The sequence below is a fragment of the Serratia proteamaculans genome (genome assembly GCF_949794035.1).
GTDB classification, from domain to species: Bacteria; Pseudomonadota; Gammaproteobacteria; order Enterobacterales; family Enterobacteriaceae; genus Serratia; species Serratia proteamaculans.
The window spans coordinates 131,980-148,471 of the sequence record NZ_OX461105.1 but is presented as its reverse complement, the minus strand read 5'-3'; the positions used below and the strand labels follow the sequence as shown (position 1 = coordinate 148,471).

Annotated in this window: 8 protein-coding genes and 1 pseudogene; 1 reads left to right on the top strand and 8 read right to left on the bottom strand. The window is 58.4% G+C overall.

The genetic code is table 11. The features are described 5' to 3' along the window. The first annotated feature begins 62 nt into the window (after positions 1-62). Positions 63-344 (top strand): peptidylprolyl isomerase PpiC, encoded by a 282-nt coding sequence (gene ppiC, locus QOT07_RS00645; protein ID WP_017891252.1) that lies wholly within the window; start codon positions 63-65, stop codon positions 342-344. Between the two features lie 21 nt (positions 345-365). Here the strand turns inward: ppiC and QOT07_RS00640 are convergent, their stop codons facing one another. From QOT07_RS00640 to bcsQ, 8 genes and pseudogenes are all read right to left on the bottom strand, one after another. Continuing rightward, positions 366-1,859, bottom strand: a complete 1,494-nt coding sequence (locus tag QOT07_RS00640; RefSeq protein ID WP_112349383.1) for a M16 family metallopeptidase — start codon at positions 1,857-1,859, stop codon at positions 366-368. 403 nt (positions 1,860-2,262) lie between these two features. Next, entirely contained in the window at positions 2,263-3,552 is a 1,290-nt protein-coding gene (locus QOT07_RS00635; RefSeq protein ID WP_085115759.1) for a dicarboxylate/amino acid:cation symporter, read from the bottom strand. A gap of 295 nt (positions 3,553-3,847) precedes the next feature. Next, the gene (hmsP, locus tag QOT07_RS00630; protein ID WP_099062199.1) at positions 3,848-5,854 is read right to left on the bottom strand and encodes a biofilm formation regulator HmsP; all 2,007 of its coding nucleotides are present in this window, start codon (positions 5,852-5,854) and stop codon (positions 3,848-3,850) included. A gap of 361 nt (positions 5,855-6,215) precedes the next feature. Then, on the bottom strand, positions 6,216-9,689 hold the full coding sequence (gene bcsC / locus QOT07_RS00625; protein WP_283602410.1) for a cellulose synthase complex outer membrane protein BcsC: 3,474 nt from the start codon (positions 9,687-9,689) through the stop codon (positions 6,216-6,218). After that, complete coding sequence (gene bcsZ / locus QOT07_RS00620) at positions 9,671-10,783, bottom strand: cellulose synthase complex periplasmic endoglucanase BcsZ (RefSeq protein ID WP_099062201.1); 1,113 nt, start codon at positions 10,781-10,783, stop codon at positions 9,671-9,673. The genes bcsC and bcsZ overlap by 19 nt, the downstream gene beginning before the upstream one ends. A 5-nt stretch (positions 10,784-10,788) precedes the next feature. Beyond that, the gene (gene bcsB / locus QOT07_RS00615; protein WP_283602409.1) at positions 10,789-13,098 is read right to left on the bottom strand and encodes a cellulose biosynthesis cyclic di-GMP-binding regulatory protein BcsB; all 2,310 of its coding nucleotides are present in this window, start codon (positions 13,096-13,098) and stop codon (positions 10,789-10,791) included. A 55-nt stretch (positions 13,099-13,153) separates the two neighbouring features. Further along, positions 13,154-15,758 (bottom strand): annotated as a pseudogene (bcsA, locus tag QOT07_RS00610) (UDP-forming cellulose synthase catalytic subunit). After that, positions 15,755-16,492: a cellulose biosynthesis protein BcsQ gene (gene bcsQ / locus QOT07_RS00605; RefSeq protein WP_099062204.1), complete on the bottom strand. Its 738-nt coding sequence runs from the start codon at positions 16,490-16,492 to the stop codon at positions 15,755-15,757. The pseudogene bcsA and the gene bcsQ overlap by 4 nt, the downstream one beginning before the upstream one ends.

Sequence of the window (16,492 nt, the reverse complement as noted above, 5' to 3'; positions counted from 1 at the left end):
AAGCACCGATGAGATTTAACGGGTATAATCAGCGCAATTTCTGTATCGATAAAGGCAATACCATGGCAAAGACGGCGTGCGCCCTGCACATTCTGGTAGATAACGAAAAACTGGCCGACGAACTGCTGGCCAAGCTTAAACGCGGTGTCAGCTTTGACACCCTGGCGCGCAAATACTCAACTTGCCCATCAAAACGCAACGGCGGCTCTCTGGGCGAGTTCAACAAGGGCACCATGGTGGCGGCCTTTGATAAAGCGGTGTTCAGCATTCCGCTGCTGAAGCCCTACGGCCCGGTGAAGACCCAGTTCGGCTACCACATCATCAAAGTACTGTACCGTAGCTGAGGGGCGAGCGCCCCTCTCTCGTTACTGTGCGCTGGTCTCTGGCGCGGGTGCGGTATCGGTGGGTTTGACTTCTTCCGATACCACCGCCGGGGCTGGGGACATAATGCCGTTATAGGTTTCCTGTAACTGCTTCATGCTCATCTCCGGCTCCCCTTTCGGCTGCATCAACACCAACGTCGCATCCTGGGATAGCTGAAGCTTCAGCTCCTGATTCAGCACCTCCAGCGTCAATCCGCTCAGGAACTCCTGACGCAGTTTTTGATACTGCTCCGGCGCGATATCCACTACGCCGCTTTGTTGCGAGCGCAAGCGCTGACTCATCAACACATCCGTATCGGTACGGGCATAGGTGGCGAACAACTTGCTGAGTTGATCGTTTTTCTGCGCCAGCAGGGCATTAAACTCGTCCTGCGACAACCCATTGTTACGTACATTAGCCAACTCGCGAGCGATAAAGCCCAGGCTGTTGTTCAGGTTGTTATTAGGCGTGTCGAGATGGATGGCACATTGAGCACGTTGATATTGCACGCGGCAATCGAAGCCCAGATGCAGGTTCTTCTGGTCACTCTTTTCCAACACCTGCTGGAGATGCCAGAACAAGGCTTCGCGGGCCATATCGCCACGCCAATAGCGGCTCAGATTCTGTGAATCCCGGATCGGGTGCCATGGGGCATCCCACATGATCGACAGAGTATCCTGCTTCACCTGTTCGCTGATCAGGCTGACCGGCTGTGGTGGCAGTGGCGTCAGCGTTGGCATCAGGGCCGGCGTTTCACGCTTGCCTTGCAGCGGCGAAAAGGCTTTGTTGATTTGCTCGCTCAGGCTGCGGCTGTCTACCTTACCCACCACGTACAACGTCATCGCATCCGGGGTGTACCATTGTTGGTAGAATTTTTTCAGTTGATCGATATTCACCGGACGCTTCGGCGGCTGGGCTGGATCGTGCGCCAACAGCGTCGAGCCTTTCAGGCGATAACGCCACCAGGCATCTTTCGGGTTCGGCGGGAAGGTCCCGACCGGATCAACGCTGGAATTAACCACCGCATGCACCGTATGTTCGTCGATCGCCAGCTTGCCGGTAGTGTCGGAAAGCCACGCCAGCGCTTCTTTCAGCACATCTGGGCGGTTATTCGGCAGGCTGAGATTATAAATGGTGAAGTCATAAGAGCTGATGGCCGGCGGTAAAGGCCGCTCGCTGTCCACGCTCTGTTGCCACAGTGAACGCAGCTGCGGTGGCGTAAAGCTTTCGCTACGCGCCAAAGACAGGCGCGGCAACAGATGGGCAAAGCCAATCTGTTGCGAAGACTCCACTAACGAGCCGGTGTTGACCATCAACCGCAGTTCGACGCGATCGCTCGGTCGTTGCGGCGTGTCTAATATCTGCCATGAAAACCCGTTGGCCAACGCCCCCTGCTGCCAGGCAGGATCGGGTTGTAGTGTTTCAGCCTGCACGCTGCTGTTGGCTGCAGCCAACAGCAGCCCACCTGCTATGAGATGAATTCTGGTGCCCTGCATGTGAACCCCTACTTAATAACTATACCCGTCGCCTTTCAAGTTGCAGCGTTGTTAGCTGCACTCGTTCACCTCAGTTACTTACTCAAGTAAGCGCCTGAGGATGAGCGAGCTGGCCGCCTAGCCGCAACGTGAAATTCATAGGGTATATCCAATTTCTTTATGCAAATGCGGATATTCCATTCACCGGAATATTAGGCTGCGACGAACAGCCTACAAAACGCCCTGAGTTTCACAGTGGGGCGGAAAGCAGAAAGTGTACCATCGAGTTAGACCGCGCGCCTTTGCGGATGTCACTCATTAGTGTGAAAAATAATGGATAACCGAGTTTTTAATGCAAGAAATCATTACGCGGGGGGATAAAACATCACCGGTTGCGGCTGCAACCGGTGATTTGACGATAAAATCAGGCTGAAGGCAGTGTTTTATCAGCTCCTGAGCCGTGCTTGTTGGACAGGGTGTCATGCAGTTGTTTTTCATCCAACTGTTTACACCATTTTGCCACCACCACCGTGGCCACCCCGTTACCGACCAGATTGGTCAGGGCGCGGGCTTCAGACATAAAGCGGTCAATACCCAGGATCAGCGCCAGACCGGCCAGCGGCAGATGACCCACGGCGGAAATGGTCGCCGCCAGCACGATAAAGCCACTGCCGGTCACCCCTGCCGCCCCTTTAGAGGACAGCAACAGCACCACCAGCAGAGTCACCTGGTGGATAACATCCATATGGGTGTTGGTTGCCTGCGCGATAAATACCGCCGCCATGGTCAGGTAGATTGAGGTGCCATCGAGGTTAAAGGAATAGCCGGTCGGAATAACCAATCCCACCACCGATTTTTTGCAGCCCAGTTTTTCCATCTTGTCGAGCATGCGTGGCAGTACCGACTCGGAAGAAGACGTCCCGAGTACGATCAACAGCTCTTCCTTTATATAGCGGACAAACTTGAAAATGCTGAAGCCGTTGGCACGGGCAATCGAGCCCAGCACCACCACCACAAACAACACACAGGTGAGATAGAAGCAGGCAATCAGTTGGCCGAGTTGCAGCAACGAGCCCACACCGTACTTACCTATGGTAAACGCCATCGCCCCGAATGCCCCCAACGGCGCCAGGCGCATAATCATATTGATGATGCCGAAGATCACGCGGGAGAAGCTTTCGATCACATTGAAGATCAGTTGGCCCTTGTCACCCAGACGATGCAGGGCAAAACCGAACAGCACGGCAAACAGCAGCACCTGCAGAATATTACCGCTGGCGAAGGCGCCGATGACGCTACCAGGGATGATGTCCAGCAAGAACGGAATGATACCTTGCTGCTGAGCCTGCTCGGCGTAGACCGCGACCGCTTTGGCATCCAGCGTGCCAGGGTCGATGTTCATCCCGGCCCCTGGCTGTACCACGTTGACGATCAGCAACCCAATCAGCAGCGCAATGGTGCTGACAATTTCAAAATAGAGCAGTGCAATCGCACCGGTGCGGCCTACGGCCTTCATGCTCTCCATACCCGCGATGCCCGTCACCACGGTACAGAAGATCACCGGAGCGATGATCATTTTAATCAGCTTAACGAATCCATCGCCCAGAGGTTTCATCTGCGCGCCAATGTCAGGGTAGAAATGGCCAAGCAGGACGCCCAGCGTTATCGCTGTCAGCACCTGAAAATAGAGGCTCTTAAAGATAGTGAGTTTCATATGAACATCCTTTGGGGGGGAAGACACGCACCAGGCGGTAGTCTAGTTATCTCGCCTGTTCATCGCTTGCGCGGAAAATAACACCCACCTAACAACATGGAAATAATTTGTTGCACCACTAGATACATGTTGATACGAATTTAAGAGCTGAAACGCGCCAGCCCGAATGTAAGGCTGTAAATTACGTAAGCCTTTGTTTGCACTAATGCAAAAGAGGTAGATGCCCAGTGAAGGTTTTCGGACGGGATTAACGGGCGACGAGGATGCCGCCCATGGCAAAAGGCAAGGAAGGGCCTCAGGCTGGAGGCTGGCAGAACTCGGCTTCAAACTCACTGCGCGGTAAAGGACGAGCAAACAGGAACCCCTGGCCGCTATGAATACCGTGCTGCAGCAGCCAGTCACGCTGCTCGGCATTTTCGACGCCTTCGGCCATCACCGGCAACGCCAATACCTCGGAAATCGAACTGACGATGCGCACCATGGCGTCGTCCGTCGGCAGGCCCTGAATAAAGCTCTTGTCGATTTTAATCAAGTCGATTGGCAAACATTTCAATCGGTTAAGGTAATTAAGGCTGGAATATCCCATGCCAAAGTCATCCAGTGCGATGGAAAGCCCCAAATCGTGCAACTCCCGCAACAGCGCCAGCGCACGATCGAGATCGTCAATACGCACCGTTTCGGTAATTTCCAACAGCAGCTTGCGCGGGTCAATCTGATGCTGCGCCAACAGGCTCTTCAGGTGCGGGACAAAATCCTCGTGCTTCATCTGGATCGGGGACACGTTGACCGCCAGCGGCAGCGTAATGCCACGGGTCTGCCAATCCGCCAGGATCAGACAAGCCTCTTCCAGGACCCAGTTGCCGAGCGGCACGATCACGCCGAGTTCTTCGGCTAACGGAATAACGTCTGCCGGCAGGATAAAGCTGCCGTCATATTGTTGCCAGCGCAGCAATGCTTCGGCGCCGATCACCGCGTTGGACTGCATATCGACCTGCGGCTGTAAAAACAGGGTAAAGCGGCGCTGCTCGATGGCATGCAGGATTTCACTTTCCTGCGTCAGTCGCTTCTGAGTGCGTTCCGTCAGGCTTGGCTCGAAGAACAACACCTGATTTTTGCCTTCGCGGTGCGCCGTCATCATCGCCGAGGTGGCACTACGCAACAGCTGTTCCGCGCTCTCCCCCGAATTAAGATAATGGGCAATACCGATGCTGGCGCTTGGCCGCAACGGCATTTCCTGCAGGCTCAACGGCGCATTAATCTGCGCCATGATGCGACGCGCCAGTTGCATGGCATGGAACGGACGCTCTACGCCTTTGGCCAGAATGGCAAACTCGGTTTTGCTCAGCTGCGCCAGCACGCCGTTTTCATCTATGCATTCACGCAGCTTCTTCGCCAGCGTCAACAACAGCGCTTCACGCATTGCCGGATTGAGTACGCCGGAGGCCTCGTGCAAGGTTTCAATGCCAATAACCAGCAAATTAAAACGCTCGGGCCGCAGGCTGGAAGCGATATGCTGCTCCAGCAGGGCAGTAAACAACGCCTGATTGGGCAGCTCGGTGACCGGATGATGGGTGCTCATGCGGCTCATCTCGGCATAAGCCTTGGCCAGCCGCTGTTGATTGCGGTTGTAGTTGCGCACCAGCAGCCCGAGCTCATCGTCCTGGTGTAACACCGGCAGCATCAGTTGATGATAAGGCGCTTCTTCCTGCGAAATATTATCCAGCTCTTTAGCCATCGCGCGCAGCGGGTGCACCATCAACCGATTCATACACCAGCTTATGGAAACCGACAGGATCAGCGCCAACAGCAAATAGGTCGATAACATGGTCGACAGCATGCTGAGAATGAATTGGTACATGCGGAACGAATCGGCCTGCAGCACCAGATAAGCCAGTGGCTGCGGGTTGGCCGGCACGCGCTCCAGCGAATAGAGCGGAACGGAAATCTGGATCGGCAGTTCGAACAGGCGAGCGATCAGCGTTGGTACCGGACGTTCCGGCGGGAAATTAGCGTGTAACGCCTGGAATTCGTTCGGCAACACGATATCCGCCCGGCTCAGGATACCCACCGGCAACAGGGTATTCAGCACCCGTTTGGTTTCCGGCACGTCCATGCGCAACACGGCCTCCGCCAGCGGCTGACGGACGGAATGAGCAATATTTTCCAGTTGCTGGGCATAGTCATCCCTGCGCTGCTGCACAAAATGGAATAACTGGATCACGATAAAGATACAGATTGTCACCAGCGCTACGCCGGATACCGTTGCCATCTGTTTAATCGTTAATGAACGCCTGACCCGCAAACCTGCTCTCCGCTACTTCGGGCTGAAATAAAAAAGGGATGAATAATACCCATCCCTCGGACCGGTCTGAGTATACTCGATCGTTGACTGTTTTTATCTGGCCATACCCAGGACAAAACCAAGAAAACCGCGGGTTTCAGTCTTTTCCTAATGGGAATAAACACAGGGTAGCAAAACTACCGGGTGTCTAACGGCCTGCAAAGCCGATTATTAGGGAGAGCGTGCCGAAGGGGTCGTAGCAACTTTAGTTGCCGGAGCGCCCCTCGGTGCGCTAGGCCCGGGTATCTCAGGATGCACACCAAACTCACACAGGGTAGCAAAACTACCCTGTGTCCGACACTCTGAATCTACCTGAGTTGGGTTACTTGAAATCGGCGTACGGCGTCAGCGGCTGCGGCGGTAAATCCAAATCGCCTTGCCAGCCGGCCATCGAATAGCGCAGATAAATCAATGCGTGGCTTGGCGTATAGTCTTTCGCCTGCTGAATATCGAGACCGGCACCGAGGGTCCAGTGCGAACTGAGACGGCGCTCAACAATGGCCCGCAGGGTATAACCCACGCCAGAAGAAGAGCTGCCGTCCTCTACCGCAAACTTGTCCGGCAGCGAGTCCGGGATCAACCCCTGCAGTGGATAGCGTTGCTGACTGTTGGTTTTCGAATGGGACAACGACACCGATCCACCCAACTCCCATGACCAATTTTCGGTACGCTGGCGATAATTGATCGGCACCGCCAGCGACATATATTGCTGTGGACTGTAGTAGCCCCCCTGGCCGAGAGAGTAACCGCTCAAATCCTTCTGATAATGCCACAGCATGGTGTTCAGCCCGACGGTGACGCGGCGGTTATCTTCATTGATCAGCTTGTAGTAATAACCGGCCATGAAACGCTCACGCTGGTTATCCTCAACGTTCTTACCGGTCAACTGATGCGCACTGAGATCGGCCCAGACGCCGTGCGCCTCGCCGCGATCGTAACTGCCGCTCAGACTAACCCCGGTGGCGCGAACGCCGCCCCAGGTGGTGCCGGTATTCGGGTCTCTGGTACCGCCAAATGCCAGTAATGAGCTGGAAACCGGTCGGCGCGAAGCCGCTAGCGTCCAGCCAATGTGGTTCCAGTCATTGCTGTAGGCCAGCCCGCCGACCCAGTCGACCACTTCGAAGCCCATCGGGGTAGTACCGATATCCCCCGACCAGCGATCGTTCTGCCAACCCACCGCCACGCTGGTGCCGGTGGTTTTCTGATGCTCGTCGCCGCTACAGCCCTGGGTATTACAGGTGCCGAAGGTCTCGTAATATTTGCCGCTGCTGTCGGTGGAGAAACTGCCGGCATCCAACTGCACGGTATCGGAACGGAAAAACGCCCGCCCGTCGTACAACGGCATATCCACCTGCAGCATGGTGTCATGCGCTTTGTAATCGGAGATGCCGCCGGTGCCGCTCGAGCCCCAGTAATCGTGATCGAGCGTGACGTTAACATCCTGCTGACGGTACAAATCCGCCGCGTCCGAGCGGATACCGCGCTTGAGCCAGTCGTCGCCTGGGTTATTGCGCGTCAAATAGGTGTAGCTGTCGTTATCCTGCGGCACGCTCGGCGCAATGCCGCTGGCCACCATCGCCTGTTTATAATCCTGTTGCGCCAGCGCTGGTTGTAATTGGTCACGTTCCAGCCTTGCCGCATCGCGGTAAATCAGCGCCTTCGACTGGCTTGCCGGCTCAGGCTGGGCCGCCGTTTTCAGCCGGGTAAAGATATCGGTGGCTTTCTGCGGTTCGCCGACGGCATACCAGGCGTTTGCTTCCCGCCGCTCACTGTTGCCTGAAGGCGTCGGTTCCGACGCTTTGGTTTGCAAGCCCTGGCGAGCCTCGCTCAGCCTGCCCTGAGCCACATAGGCCTCAATTTCCCCCAGCCGCGCATCCGGGTTATTCGGCTCACGCGTTCGTACCCGCTGATAGTCCGCCAGTGCGGCGTCATAGTCACCCCGCGCCAGCGCCCAGTCGGCCAACTGAAGATCGATGCGGGTATCCGCCGGCTGTCGGCGCAGATAAGCCACCGCGCCCGGCTCGTCACCTGCGGCACGTAGCTGCTCGGCATGCTCCAGCGTCGCCTGCATTTTCAGTCGCTGTGCCAGTTCGCGCATATTGTCGTTCCACTGCGCGGTGGGCAAAGAATTCAACTCCGCCAGTGCCTGCCGGTCGCGATCGCTGCCGGAGAGGTACAGCGCATAGGCATAGCTCAGCTGCGGGTTGCCGCGCTGTTTTTGCGCCAATCGCTTGAACAGGGCATCCGCCTGTTGTGGCTGCCCGGCCTGACGCAGCGTTTGCGCATAATGGTAAGTCAGCCAGACGTCATCGGGGTCCATCTGCTGGGCACGGCGGTATTTCTCCGCCGCCTGGTGCCACTGTTGCTGCTGAACCAGCTGGTCGGCCTGCTGTTTCAGCATATCGAGTTGCAAGCCTTCGAGCGTGCTGCGCAGTTTATTTTGCTGGCTGCGCGGCAGGCTGTTGAGATAGGCCAGCGCCTTCTCCGGCGACTGACGCTGATAGATATTCACCAAGCCACGCACCGCACTGCCGCTGCCCGGATCCAGCCGTAACGCCTGCTGATAAAAACGCTCGGCGGCGGCGTCATCTTTACGCGCCACCGCAACGTCACCCAGGCCGATCACGGCACTGCTGTCCGTGCTGTCGAACTGCCGCGCCTGTTGGTATTTTTGCTGCGCCAACGGCAGATTGCCGGCTTTCAACGCCTTGTCACCTTCGTCGACCGCCAGCCAGTAACTGTTGCTCTTGATCAGGCTCTGCCACTTACTGCTGCCGTAGCCGCTTTTATCGGCCTGCAATGCCTGCCGGAACAGGCTCAACGCCTGCGGGCGATTACCTGCGCGGGAATAGGCCTGCCCGAGCGCGCCCAGCACTTCGGCATCATTGGGGGACGCCGCCAGCGCTTTCTTCAGTTCAGGGATCGCAGCACGGCTGCCGCCCTTGTCGACCTGTGCCAACCCTCGCACCCGCGCCAGATAGACCGGGTCCGACAACAGCGCCTGCTGCCGGGCCAGTTCTTGCCGGGCACTGACCGCCTGATCGCCGGTATCAAATACCCCGAGGAAACGGTTCAGGGCCGCCACGCTTTGCGGGCTGACCGGCATGGCCTTCACTTTCTCCAGCCACAGATCGGCCGCATCTCCCCGTCCGGCAGGATCGGCCGCCACTTTCTGCAGCAAATCATAGGCCTGAGCGTCACGATCCTGACTAAACAGCATCCGCGCCAGCGACATACGCAGCGGTACGTTGCCGGAATATTGTTGATCCAGCGTCTGTAGCTGCTTTAGCGCCGCCGCTTCCTGCCCCGGCAGCCGTGCCACCAGCCGCCAGTATTCCACCGCCAGTTCAAGCGTCGGCGGATCCCCATGGAACAGGGCGTCATACTGCGCCTTCGCCTCCGGCAAACGACCAGCGGTCGCCATCAGCCGCGCCTGCTGCAGCTTTTGCCGGGTTTCCGGCTGGGTCAGCAACATGTTCATTTCCGCCTGGCGATAGGCGCTGGACTGCGGCGCAATCTTTTTCAGCTTATCCAACTGCTGCTGTGCCAACGCCTGATTCCCCTGCCGCAAGGCCAGCCGCATGCGCGCCGAAATCACATCCGGGTTGTTCGGATCCATCAGTTCAAGCCGGTAGAGCGACTGGCGAACCAGTTCATCCTTATTACTGGCTTCACCGACGCGCACCTGCTCCAACAGCCATTGCTCCGGCGCGACGGTTTCTGCCCCCTGCGCCTGCGGCAACATTGCCAGACTTAAAGGCACCAGGCCCAGCCAGTTTATTCGGAAGTTACGCATTGGCCGCCCCAGGCGGGTTGAAGTTCACCCTGCCGATTAAAACGATAACGTTGTTGATCCCACCCCTGGCCGAACAGCGCCAGCGAGGCACTGAAATAGGCATCGTCGCCCGGCGGGTTTTGCTTAATGCGTTGGCGCTGCACCTGCAACGCCTCGGGTTGATTCGCCAGCATCGGCAGCATCGCGGCGGAGAAGCCCACCGGGCCGTCACCCGTGGTTTTACCTTTGGCAGTATCGGTTTTCTCCGGCGGTACACCTTGTTGAACGGTGAGCTGCGCCATCGGCTGCAACTGCTTGAGCAGCGCCGCCTTGTGTTGATCGTCCTCCGCCAGCATGCCGGCCCACAAATAAACCCGGATAGCATCATAACTGCCAATATTCGGTTTGACGGTGTCCGGCTGCCAGCCTTTGCCAACCTGCCACACCACCCAGTCCGGCGAGAAGCCGTGAGGGGCCGTTTCCAGCCACAACCGCTGATTGGTCTGCTGCATCGCACGCCACGGGCCGTTCAACGCGGCAAAACGCGCCAGCAGTTGCGGCGGCAGGTAGCTCGGGTTGAGCCGCCAGCGATCTTCCGCCACGAACCCCACCTTGCCCGGCAACAGCATCAGCCCCAGACCGGGGATATCCGCCACTTCTTCACGGGCAATACGCTGCAACAGCAGGGTGCCGAGGGTTTGATAGCGACGGCTTTTCCACAGGCGGCCGGCCTCCAGCAGGTTATAGGCAATCCACAGATCGGCATCGGAGGCCGAATTGCTGTCCAGCACCGTCCACTGTTTTTTATCGTCTTCACCCCACAACCAGGCGGGTAAATGGGCGCTGAGATCGCCCGCCGCCAAATTGTTTTCCGTCCACTCCAGCAGGTGGTCGAACGCCGGTCGATCGTTCGCCACCAGCGCAAAGAACAGGCCGTAACTCTGGCCTTCCGAGGTGGTGATACGGTTCGGGCTGCTCGGGTCGATCACCCGCCCCTGCTCGCTGATATAAAACTGTTTGTACTGTTGCCAGGCCGGCCACTCGCAGGCCGCCGCCGCGCTGAAAGCGCACAGCAGCAGCATGCCAAATGTCAGACCTTTCAGCGTCGCAGGCATGGCAATCAGTCCCGATCTTCAGGTGACAAACGACGACGACTGAAGGCCTTCAGACCACGCCACAGCATCAGTGCCAGGATCACCACCACCGCTACCGCGATCACCGCCAGCAATACCGGATGGGTCGACAGTGCGTGCCAGATGCGTTCCCACCACGGCAAGTGACCGACATAATAAACGTCGCCCACTCGCAGGCTGTTCACCCCTGATTCCCGGATCACCGCCACCGAACCAAACACTGCCGCACGCTTGCCACTGTCCAGCAGCGCGTTGTTCAGCAGATCGTAGCCGCGCGGGCTGTCGGCCAGTAGCGCCACAATGCTGCGTTGGCTGTTAAACGGTGACTGCACACCGACTATCGCCGACATCGCACCTTCTGAGCTGATGGTGGTTTTGCTGTCCGCCCTGGTGTCTTCCGCCAGCACGTCCATGGTCGGCAGCGACAGCTGACGTGTCGGCTGTTTCACCCAGCTTTGGGTCGCGTCCACCAGCAGGTTGATTTTTTTGTCGTCCCGCAGCTCTGGCGGGATAGTGCCGATCATCAGAATATCGGCGTCGCGTTCCTTGGCCTGTGACCAGTCATCACTCACCGTCACCGCCAGCGCCGGGTAACCGGTCTGGGCACCGATAATGCCCATCGCGTTCAGCAATGCGCTGACCTGCGGTGGCTGTGGCTGTTTGTTCACCAGCACCAGGGTCTGCGACAAATCGGCCAGGCGGCTGAAAGGGAAACCAGCGTTGGCGAAGGCACGCAGATCCGGCATCGCCATAAAGTGGCGGTAACCAGAGAAATCAATGGTCGATGCACCGTCGATCACCGCATGGTTGGCAGTAAAGGAGTAGGTTTCACAGCGCCCTTCGGCACCGCTGGCCAGCAGCGTGGTGTAGTCAAAGTCGAAACGCAGCTGATTGGTCGCCCCCAACCGCAGCGCCGGAATATTGACGCTCTTGTCCGAGTCGATCAGCCCCTGAGTCAGCGGCAAACGCAACAGTTGAGTGCCCTGCTCATGCTCCGGCACCAGCGAATAGGCCTGCACAAACTGGTTGTTCAGGCTGACGCTCAGGCGCGAGCCGTCCTGAATACGCGGCGCGGTGTAGCGGTATTTCAGATGCATATCAATGCCGGTACTGCGGATCAGGAACAGGTCCGGCGGCAGGTTCATGGTCAGCGAGATCGGGCCGGGCTCGATGCCGCTGGTCTGCAGTTGTTCAGCGTATTGTTGCAGCTCGGCAAAGGTCATCGGCCGGTCGGTTCGCACCCAGTTAGGCGCGTCGTAGGGCTGGCGCGGTGCCAGTTGTTCCACTTTGTCGACCGTGACGTTCTGACCGCGGAACAGGATGTTGCCCTGCGCAATGCCTTTCACTGCGGTGATCAAATCGTTGTCATCGCGGCCCTGTACCAACAGCAGTTTGATGTACGGGTTATCCGGATGGCTGATCATTTCCACCGTCGGGCCATTGACCGGTGGGTAATCCCGCAGGAAGTCCGGGCGCTGCTTATTGGTGGCGAAGACGATGGCATGCTGTTCCGGCAGCTGGTTATACAACGCCGGGAACGACTGGCCACGCCACTGGGCTTTGCCGCCGAACCACGAGGCCAGAATACCTGCGGCACGCTGCTGGGTGATATCCGGCTGGCCGGCAAACACCATCGGCAAGGTCAGTGGTCGGTTGTCGCGGCTGTCAAAGAACGGCTCCGGGAAATGCGACAGTTCGTTCTTCACTGGCAAGGTTTGGTAGCGCAAATTCAACGAGCTGGATTTACTGACTTCAAGCCACAGCGTGGTACTGGCCGGGTTTTCACAAATGTTCTGGTAGTGACCGACGAACACCAGTCGCACACGGTTAAAATCGGTGATATAGCGGGGATCGATCGCCATTTGGAGGCGATTGGGCTTGCCGAGCTGCTCTTTGGCCAGGGCAGTCACGCCCATCAGTTCGTCATTGAGGTACACCTTGACCTGTGATTCCACCGGGATCAGTGACGGTGACGGAGTGAACTCAAGATCGAGCATCGCCTGCGACACCACTTCATCACTGCGCACGCCAAACTCGACCTGACCATCCGGCCGGGTACCGCGCAGGGTGAAAGTCCCCGGCGGCGGCGCAATCTTGGCAAACGGCAATTGCACGTCACGCACCGGGGCATTCGGATCCTGCGGTGCGACCGATCCCATCGGCGTGGTGACCGGCCCATCGGCAGGCACCGTCACCGGCGGTTGTGCGGCAACGGTCGGCGCGGTGGCTGTTTCAGCCTGAGACAGGGTGCTGATGCCTAAGGCCAGGGCGGTAAACCAGGTTATTTTTCTCGTCATCGTATCATCATCAATGTTAGAGCCTGGGGGCCAGGCGAGTAAGCGGGCGGTTTGCCTATACCACTGTCTCTTTTTGGCTGAAGGCCGGAGCCCTGCCGACGCCGTGCGGGATAAATGACACTACCCACCCAATCAGCGTCGTGGTTCCGACCAGCAGGCGGCGCACCATCGGCGGTGCGTAATCCGCCATACGTATATAACCCCGGAAGCCCAGTGCCAGAACGTCACGCAGGCTTTCGATCGGTTTATCTTCAGGGAACCCGTCCTGCCACAACGCCCAGGTATCGGCGCGGGCAAAGGTACACTGAATAAAATCAATATGTTCACGGGTGCTGAGGCCGACCATGCGGATCCCCACCTTGCTGCCGAAGGCACGCGTCACCACACACGGGAAGCTGTATTCCTGCTGACCGCGCTTGAGCAACAGCGACACCTTGTCACCGTCTTTCAGCGCATCCGCTACGCGCATCTCAATCCCCACCCCACCGTCGGAATAATCACGCAACGTGCAGGGGAACAGATGCCCGTCGGCGCGAGCGATCGCCGCCGGCATGGCAATCTCCACCCGGTGCGCCTGGCGAACCTGCTTGGCCTCTACCGCCACCGCCACTGCGCCACCGAGGATGGTCATGTTGTACAACACCCATACCAGGCTGATGACGACCGTCATGACTTCATCCGCCGGGCCGTAGCCAAGCCGCCAGACGCCGAAGACCAACCCGGCCAGATTCAAGATCACCAGGAACATATAGGGCCGGGTAATCACCCAGTCGACATGCTCCTCCTCCACCAGCCCGCCTTTGGCGGTCACGTTGAATTTGCCTTTGTGCGGATTGAACAGCGCCACCGTGGTCGGCCGGGCGATGTACCAGGCCAGCACCGTCTCGTAGATCTCGCTCCAGAAAGAGTGGCGGTATTTACCCTGGATGCGTGAGTTGGTCAGGCTGGCGTGGATCATATGCGGCAGCACATACAGCGCGATCGCCAGCGCCGGAGCAAAGATGATATAGGCGTGCAGCAGCAGGAAGGCCAATGGCGCGGTGAGGAAGATCAGCCGCGGAATACCGGACAGGAAGTGCAGCATGGCGTTGGCGTAACACAACCGCTGCGCCAGCTTCAACCCTTTGCCAAACAGCGGGTTATCCAGCCGGAAGATCTGCACCATGCCGCGAGCCCAGCGAATACGCTGGCCAATGTGCGCCGACAGGCTTTCGGTCGCCAGCCCCGCGGCCTGTGGGATACGAATATAGGCCGAGGTGTGGCCGCGACGGTGTAAACGCAGTGAGGTGTGGGCATCTTCGGTGACGGTTTCCACCGCAATACCGCCAATTTCATCCAGCGCGCTGCGGCGCAGAATGGCGCAGGAGCCGCAGAAGAAGGTCGCATCCCACATGTCATTGCCGTCCTGCACCAACCCATAGAACAGCGTGCCTTCGTTCGGTGTCTGACGAAAACGCCCGAGGTTGCGTTCAAACGGATCCGGCGAGAAGAAGTGATGCGGGGTCTGCAGCATCGCCAGCTTTTTGTCTTTGAAGAACCAGCCCATGGTCAGTTGCAGGAAGGAACGCGTCGGCACGTGGTCGCAGTCGAAAATCGCCACAAACTCGCCGGTCGCCTGTTTCAACGCGTTATTGATGTTACCGGCCTTGGCGTGCTCATGGGTGGGCCTGGCGATATATTTCACCCCCACCTCTTCGGCAAAGGCCTTGAATTCCGGTCGGTTGCCGTCGTCGAGGATGTAAATGGTCACCTTCTCTTTCGGCCAGTCGATACCCAACGCGGCGTAGATGGTGGGTTTCACCACCCCGAGGTCTTCGTTGTAGGTGGGTACCAGCAGATCAATGGTCGGCCAGGTCGCGCTGTCGGCGGGCATCGGTACCGGTTGGCGGTTAAGCGGCCAGACGGTCTGGAAATAGCCCAGCACCAGCACCACCCAGGCATAGGTTTCCGCCACCAGCAGCAGCAGGCCGCAGGGTCAGGCTGAGCGGGTCGTCCCAGTTCAGCGTGGCGGTATAACGCCACCACAAATAGCGGCAGGAGACGGTCAGCGACAGCACGATCAACATCAGCGCCGGCAGACGGCCCGGCACCCGACGCACCACCATCGCGATGCCCCACAGCAACAGCACAAACACAAACTGCGCCGACAGGTCGAACGGCTGCGAAATACACAGGATCGCCAGGATCGCCGCCAGAACACCGACAATAATAAACAGCACGCGACGCAGGCGCCGGTTCATCCGGCTCAGTCGTGCCACCGAACGCTGCTCCAGCCCGGCGCTTTCCAGCCGCTGCGGCACCGTTTTCAGCCAGTTGGCATAGCGCAATTGCAGGCGCTGCCAGCCGGCGAAATAATTGCGGCCCAGAGGTTCGCGGTCGGTACGGAACACCAACAGCCACACCCCCTGCACCAGATAGCGCAGCACATCCGCCGGGCGTGGGCGACTAAACGACAGATGCGGGAACCAATAGGCGCGACCGGCTCGCAGCCGTTGCCAACCCGGAGATTCAAAGCGCAGGAAAATCCAGCCCAACGCCACCAGCAGCGTGGTGAAAAAGGCGGTAAATGCCGATGAGCCATGGCGACGGTAGGCGCGATAACGCGTCTGCACCGCCTGTTGGACCGGTGGTACCAGCAGCAGGCTCATCACCCGGCTCATGGTGCCGTATCCTTCAGATTGATCAAACACCAGTTGGCCAGCGTCAGCACTTCATCCGCCGCCAGGCTTTCCGGTCGGTACTCGCCCAGGGGTTGCTTCACCGCCAATGCTTCGGCCATCGCCTCATCGCGGTGTATAACCACCGGCAATAACCCGCCCAGCGTTTGCAACCACAGCTGATGCAAATCCTGCTGTAGCTGGCTGGCGGCGAAGTAGTGGTTAATCAGGAAACGGCAGTCGTCCGGTAACGCCTGTTGATGCAGCCGCACCTGGCAATTGGCATCCGGCGCGATCAGCATAAACACACAATCCGCCAGCGGCAGCGCCTGTTGGGCCAGCACCTCGTCATCCGCAGGCAGATCCAGCAGGATCCAGTTGTACTGGGTACTGGCGCTTAACTGCACCAGATTATCCTGCCAGCGGGCGGGATGTTGCTGACAATGCTGTTGTAAATTTAACCGTTCCGGCGCAGTAAGTCGGCCAAAAGGCAGAAAGTCGAGGTTTTCGCAGTAGCGCATCGCGCCCTGCCGCCAATCGCCGCCGTCCTGCTCTGCCCGGGCCCAGCCGCGCGCCAGCTCAAACGGCGTATTAAAATGCAGGCGCAGTAAGTTATCCGGCGCGAAATCTATCGCCAGCACCGACTCGCCCAACTGCTGTAATGCCCACGCCAGCGCCGCAGTGACCGACGTCGCGCCCATTCCGCCTCGCAAACCCTGCAGCGCAATCACCGGCAT

Excerpts from the sequence above, each read along its gene's own strand:
- ppiC (WP_017891252.1), top strand. The coding sequence starts at position 63 with ATGGCAAAGACGGCGTGCGCCCTGCACATTCTGGTAGATAACGAAAAA.
- QOT07_RS00640 (WP_112349383.1), bottom strand. The coding sequence starts at position 1,859 with ATGCAGGGCACCAGAATTCATCTCATAGCAGGTGGGCTGCTGTTGGCT.
- QOT07_RS00635 (WP_085115759.1), bottom strand. The coding sequence starts at position 3,552 with ATGAAACTCACTATCTTTAAGAGCCTCTATTTTCAGGTGCTGACAGCG.
- bcsC (WP_283602410.1), bottom strand. The coding sequence starts at position 9,689 with ATGCGTAACTTCCGAATAAACTGGCTGGGCCTGGTGCCTTTAAGTCTG.
- bcsZ (WP_099062201.1), bottom strand. The coding sequence starts at position 10,783 with ATGCCTGCGACGCTGAAAGGTCTGACATTTGGCATGCTGCTGCTGTGC.
- bcsB (WP_283602409.1), bottom strand. The coding sequence starts at position 13,098 with ATGACGAGAAAAATAACCTGGTTTACCGCCCTGGCCTTAGGCATCAGC.
- bcsQ (WP_099062204.1), bottom strand. The coding sequence starts at position 16,492 with ATGCCGGTGATTGCGCTGCAGGGTTTGCGAGGCGGAATGGGCGCGACG.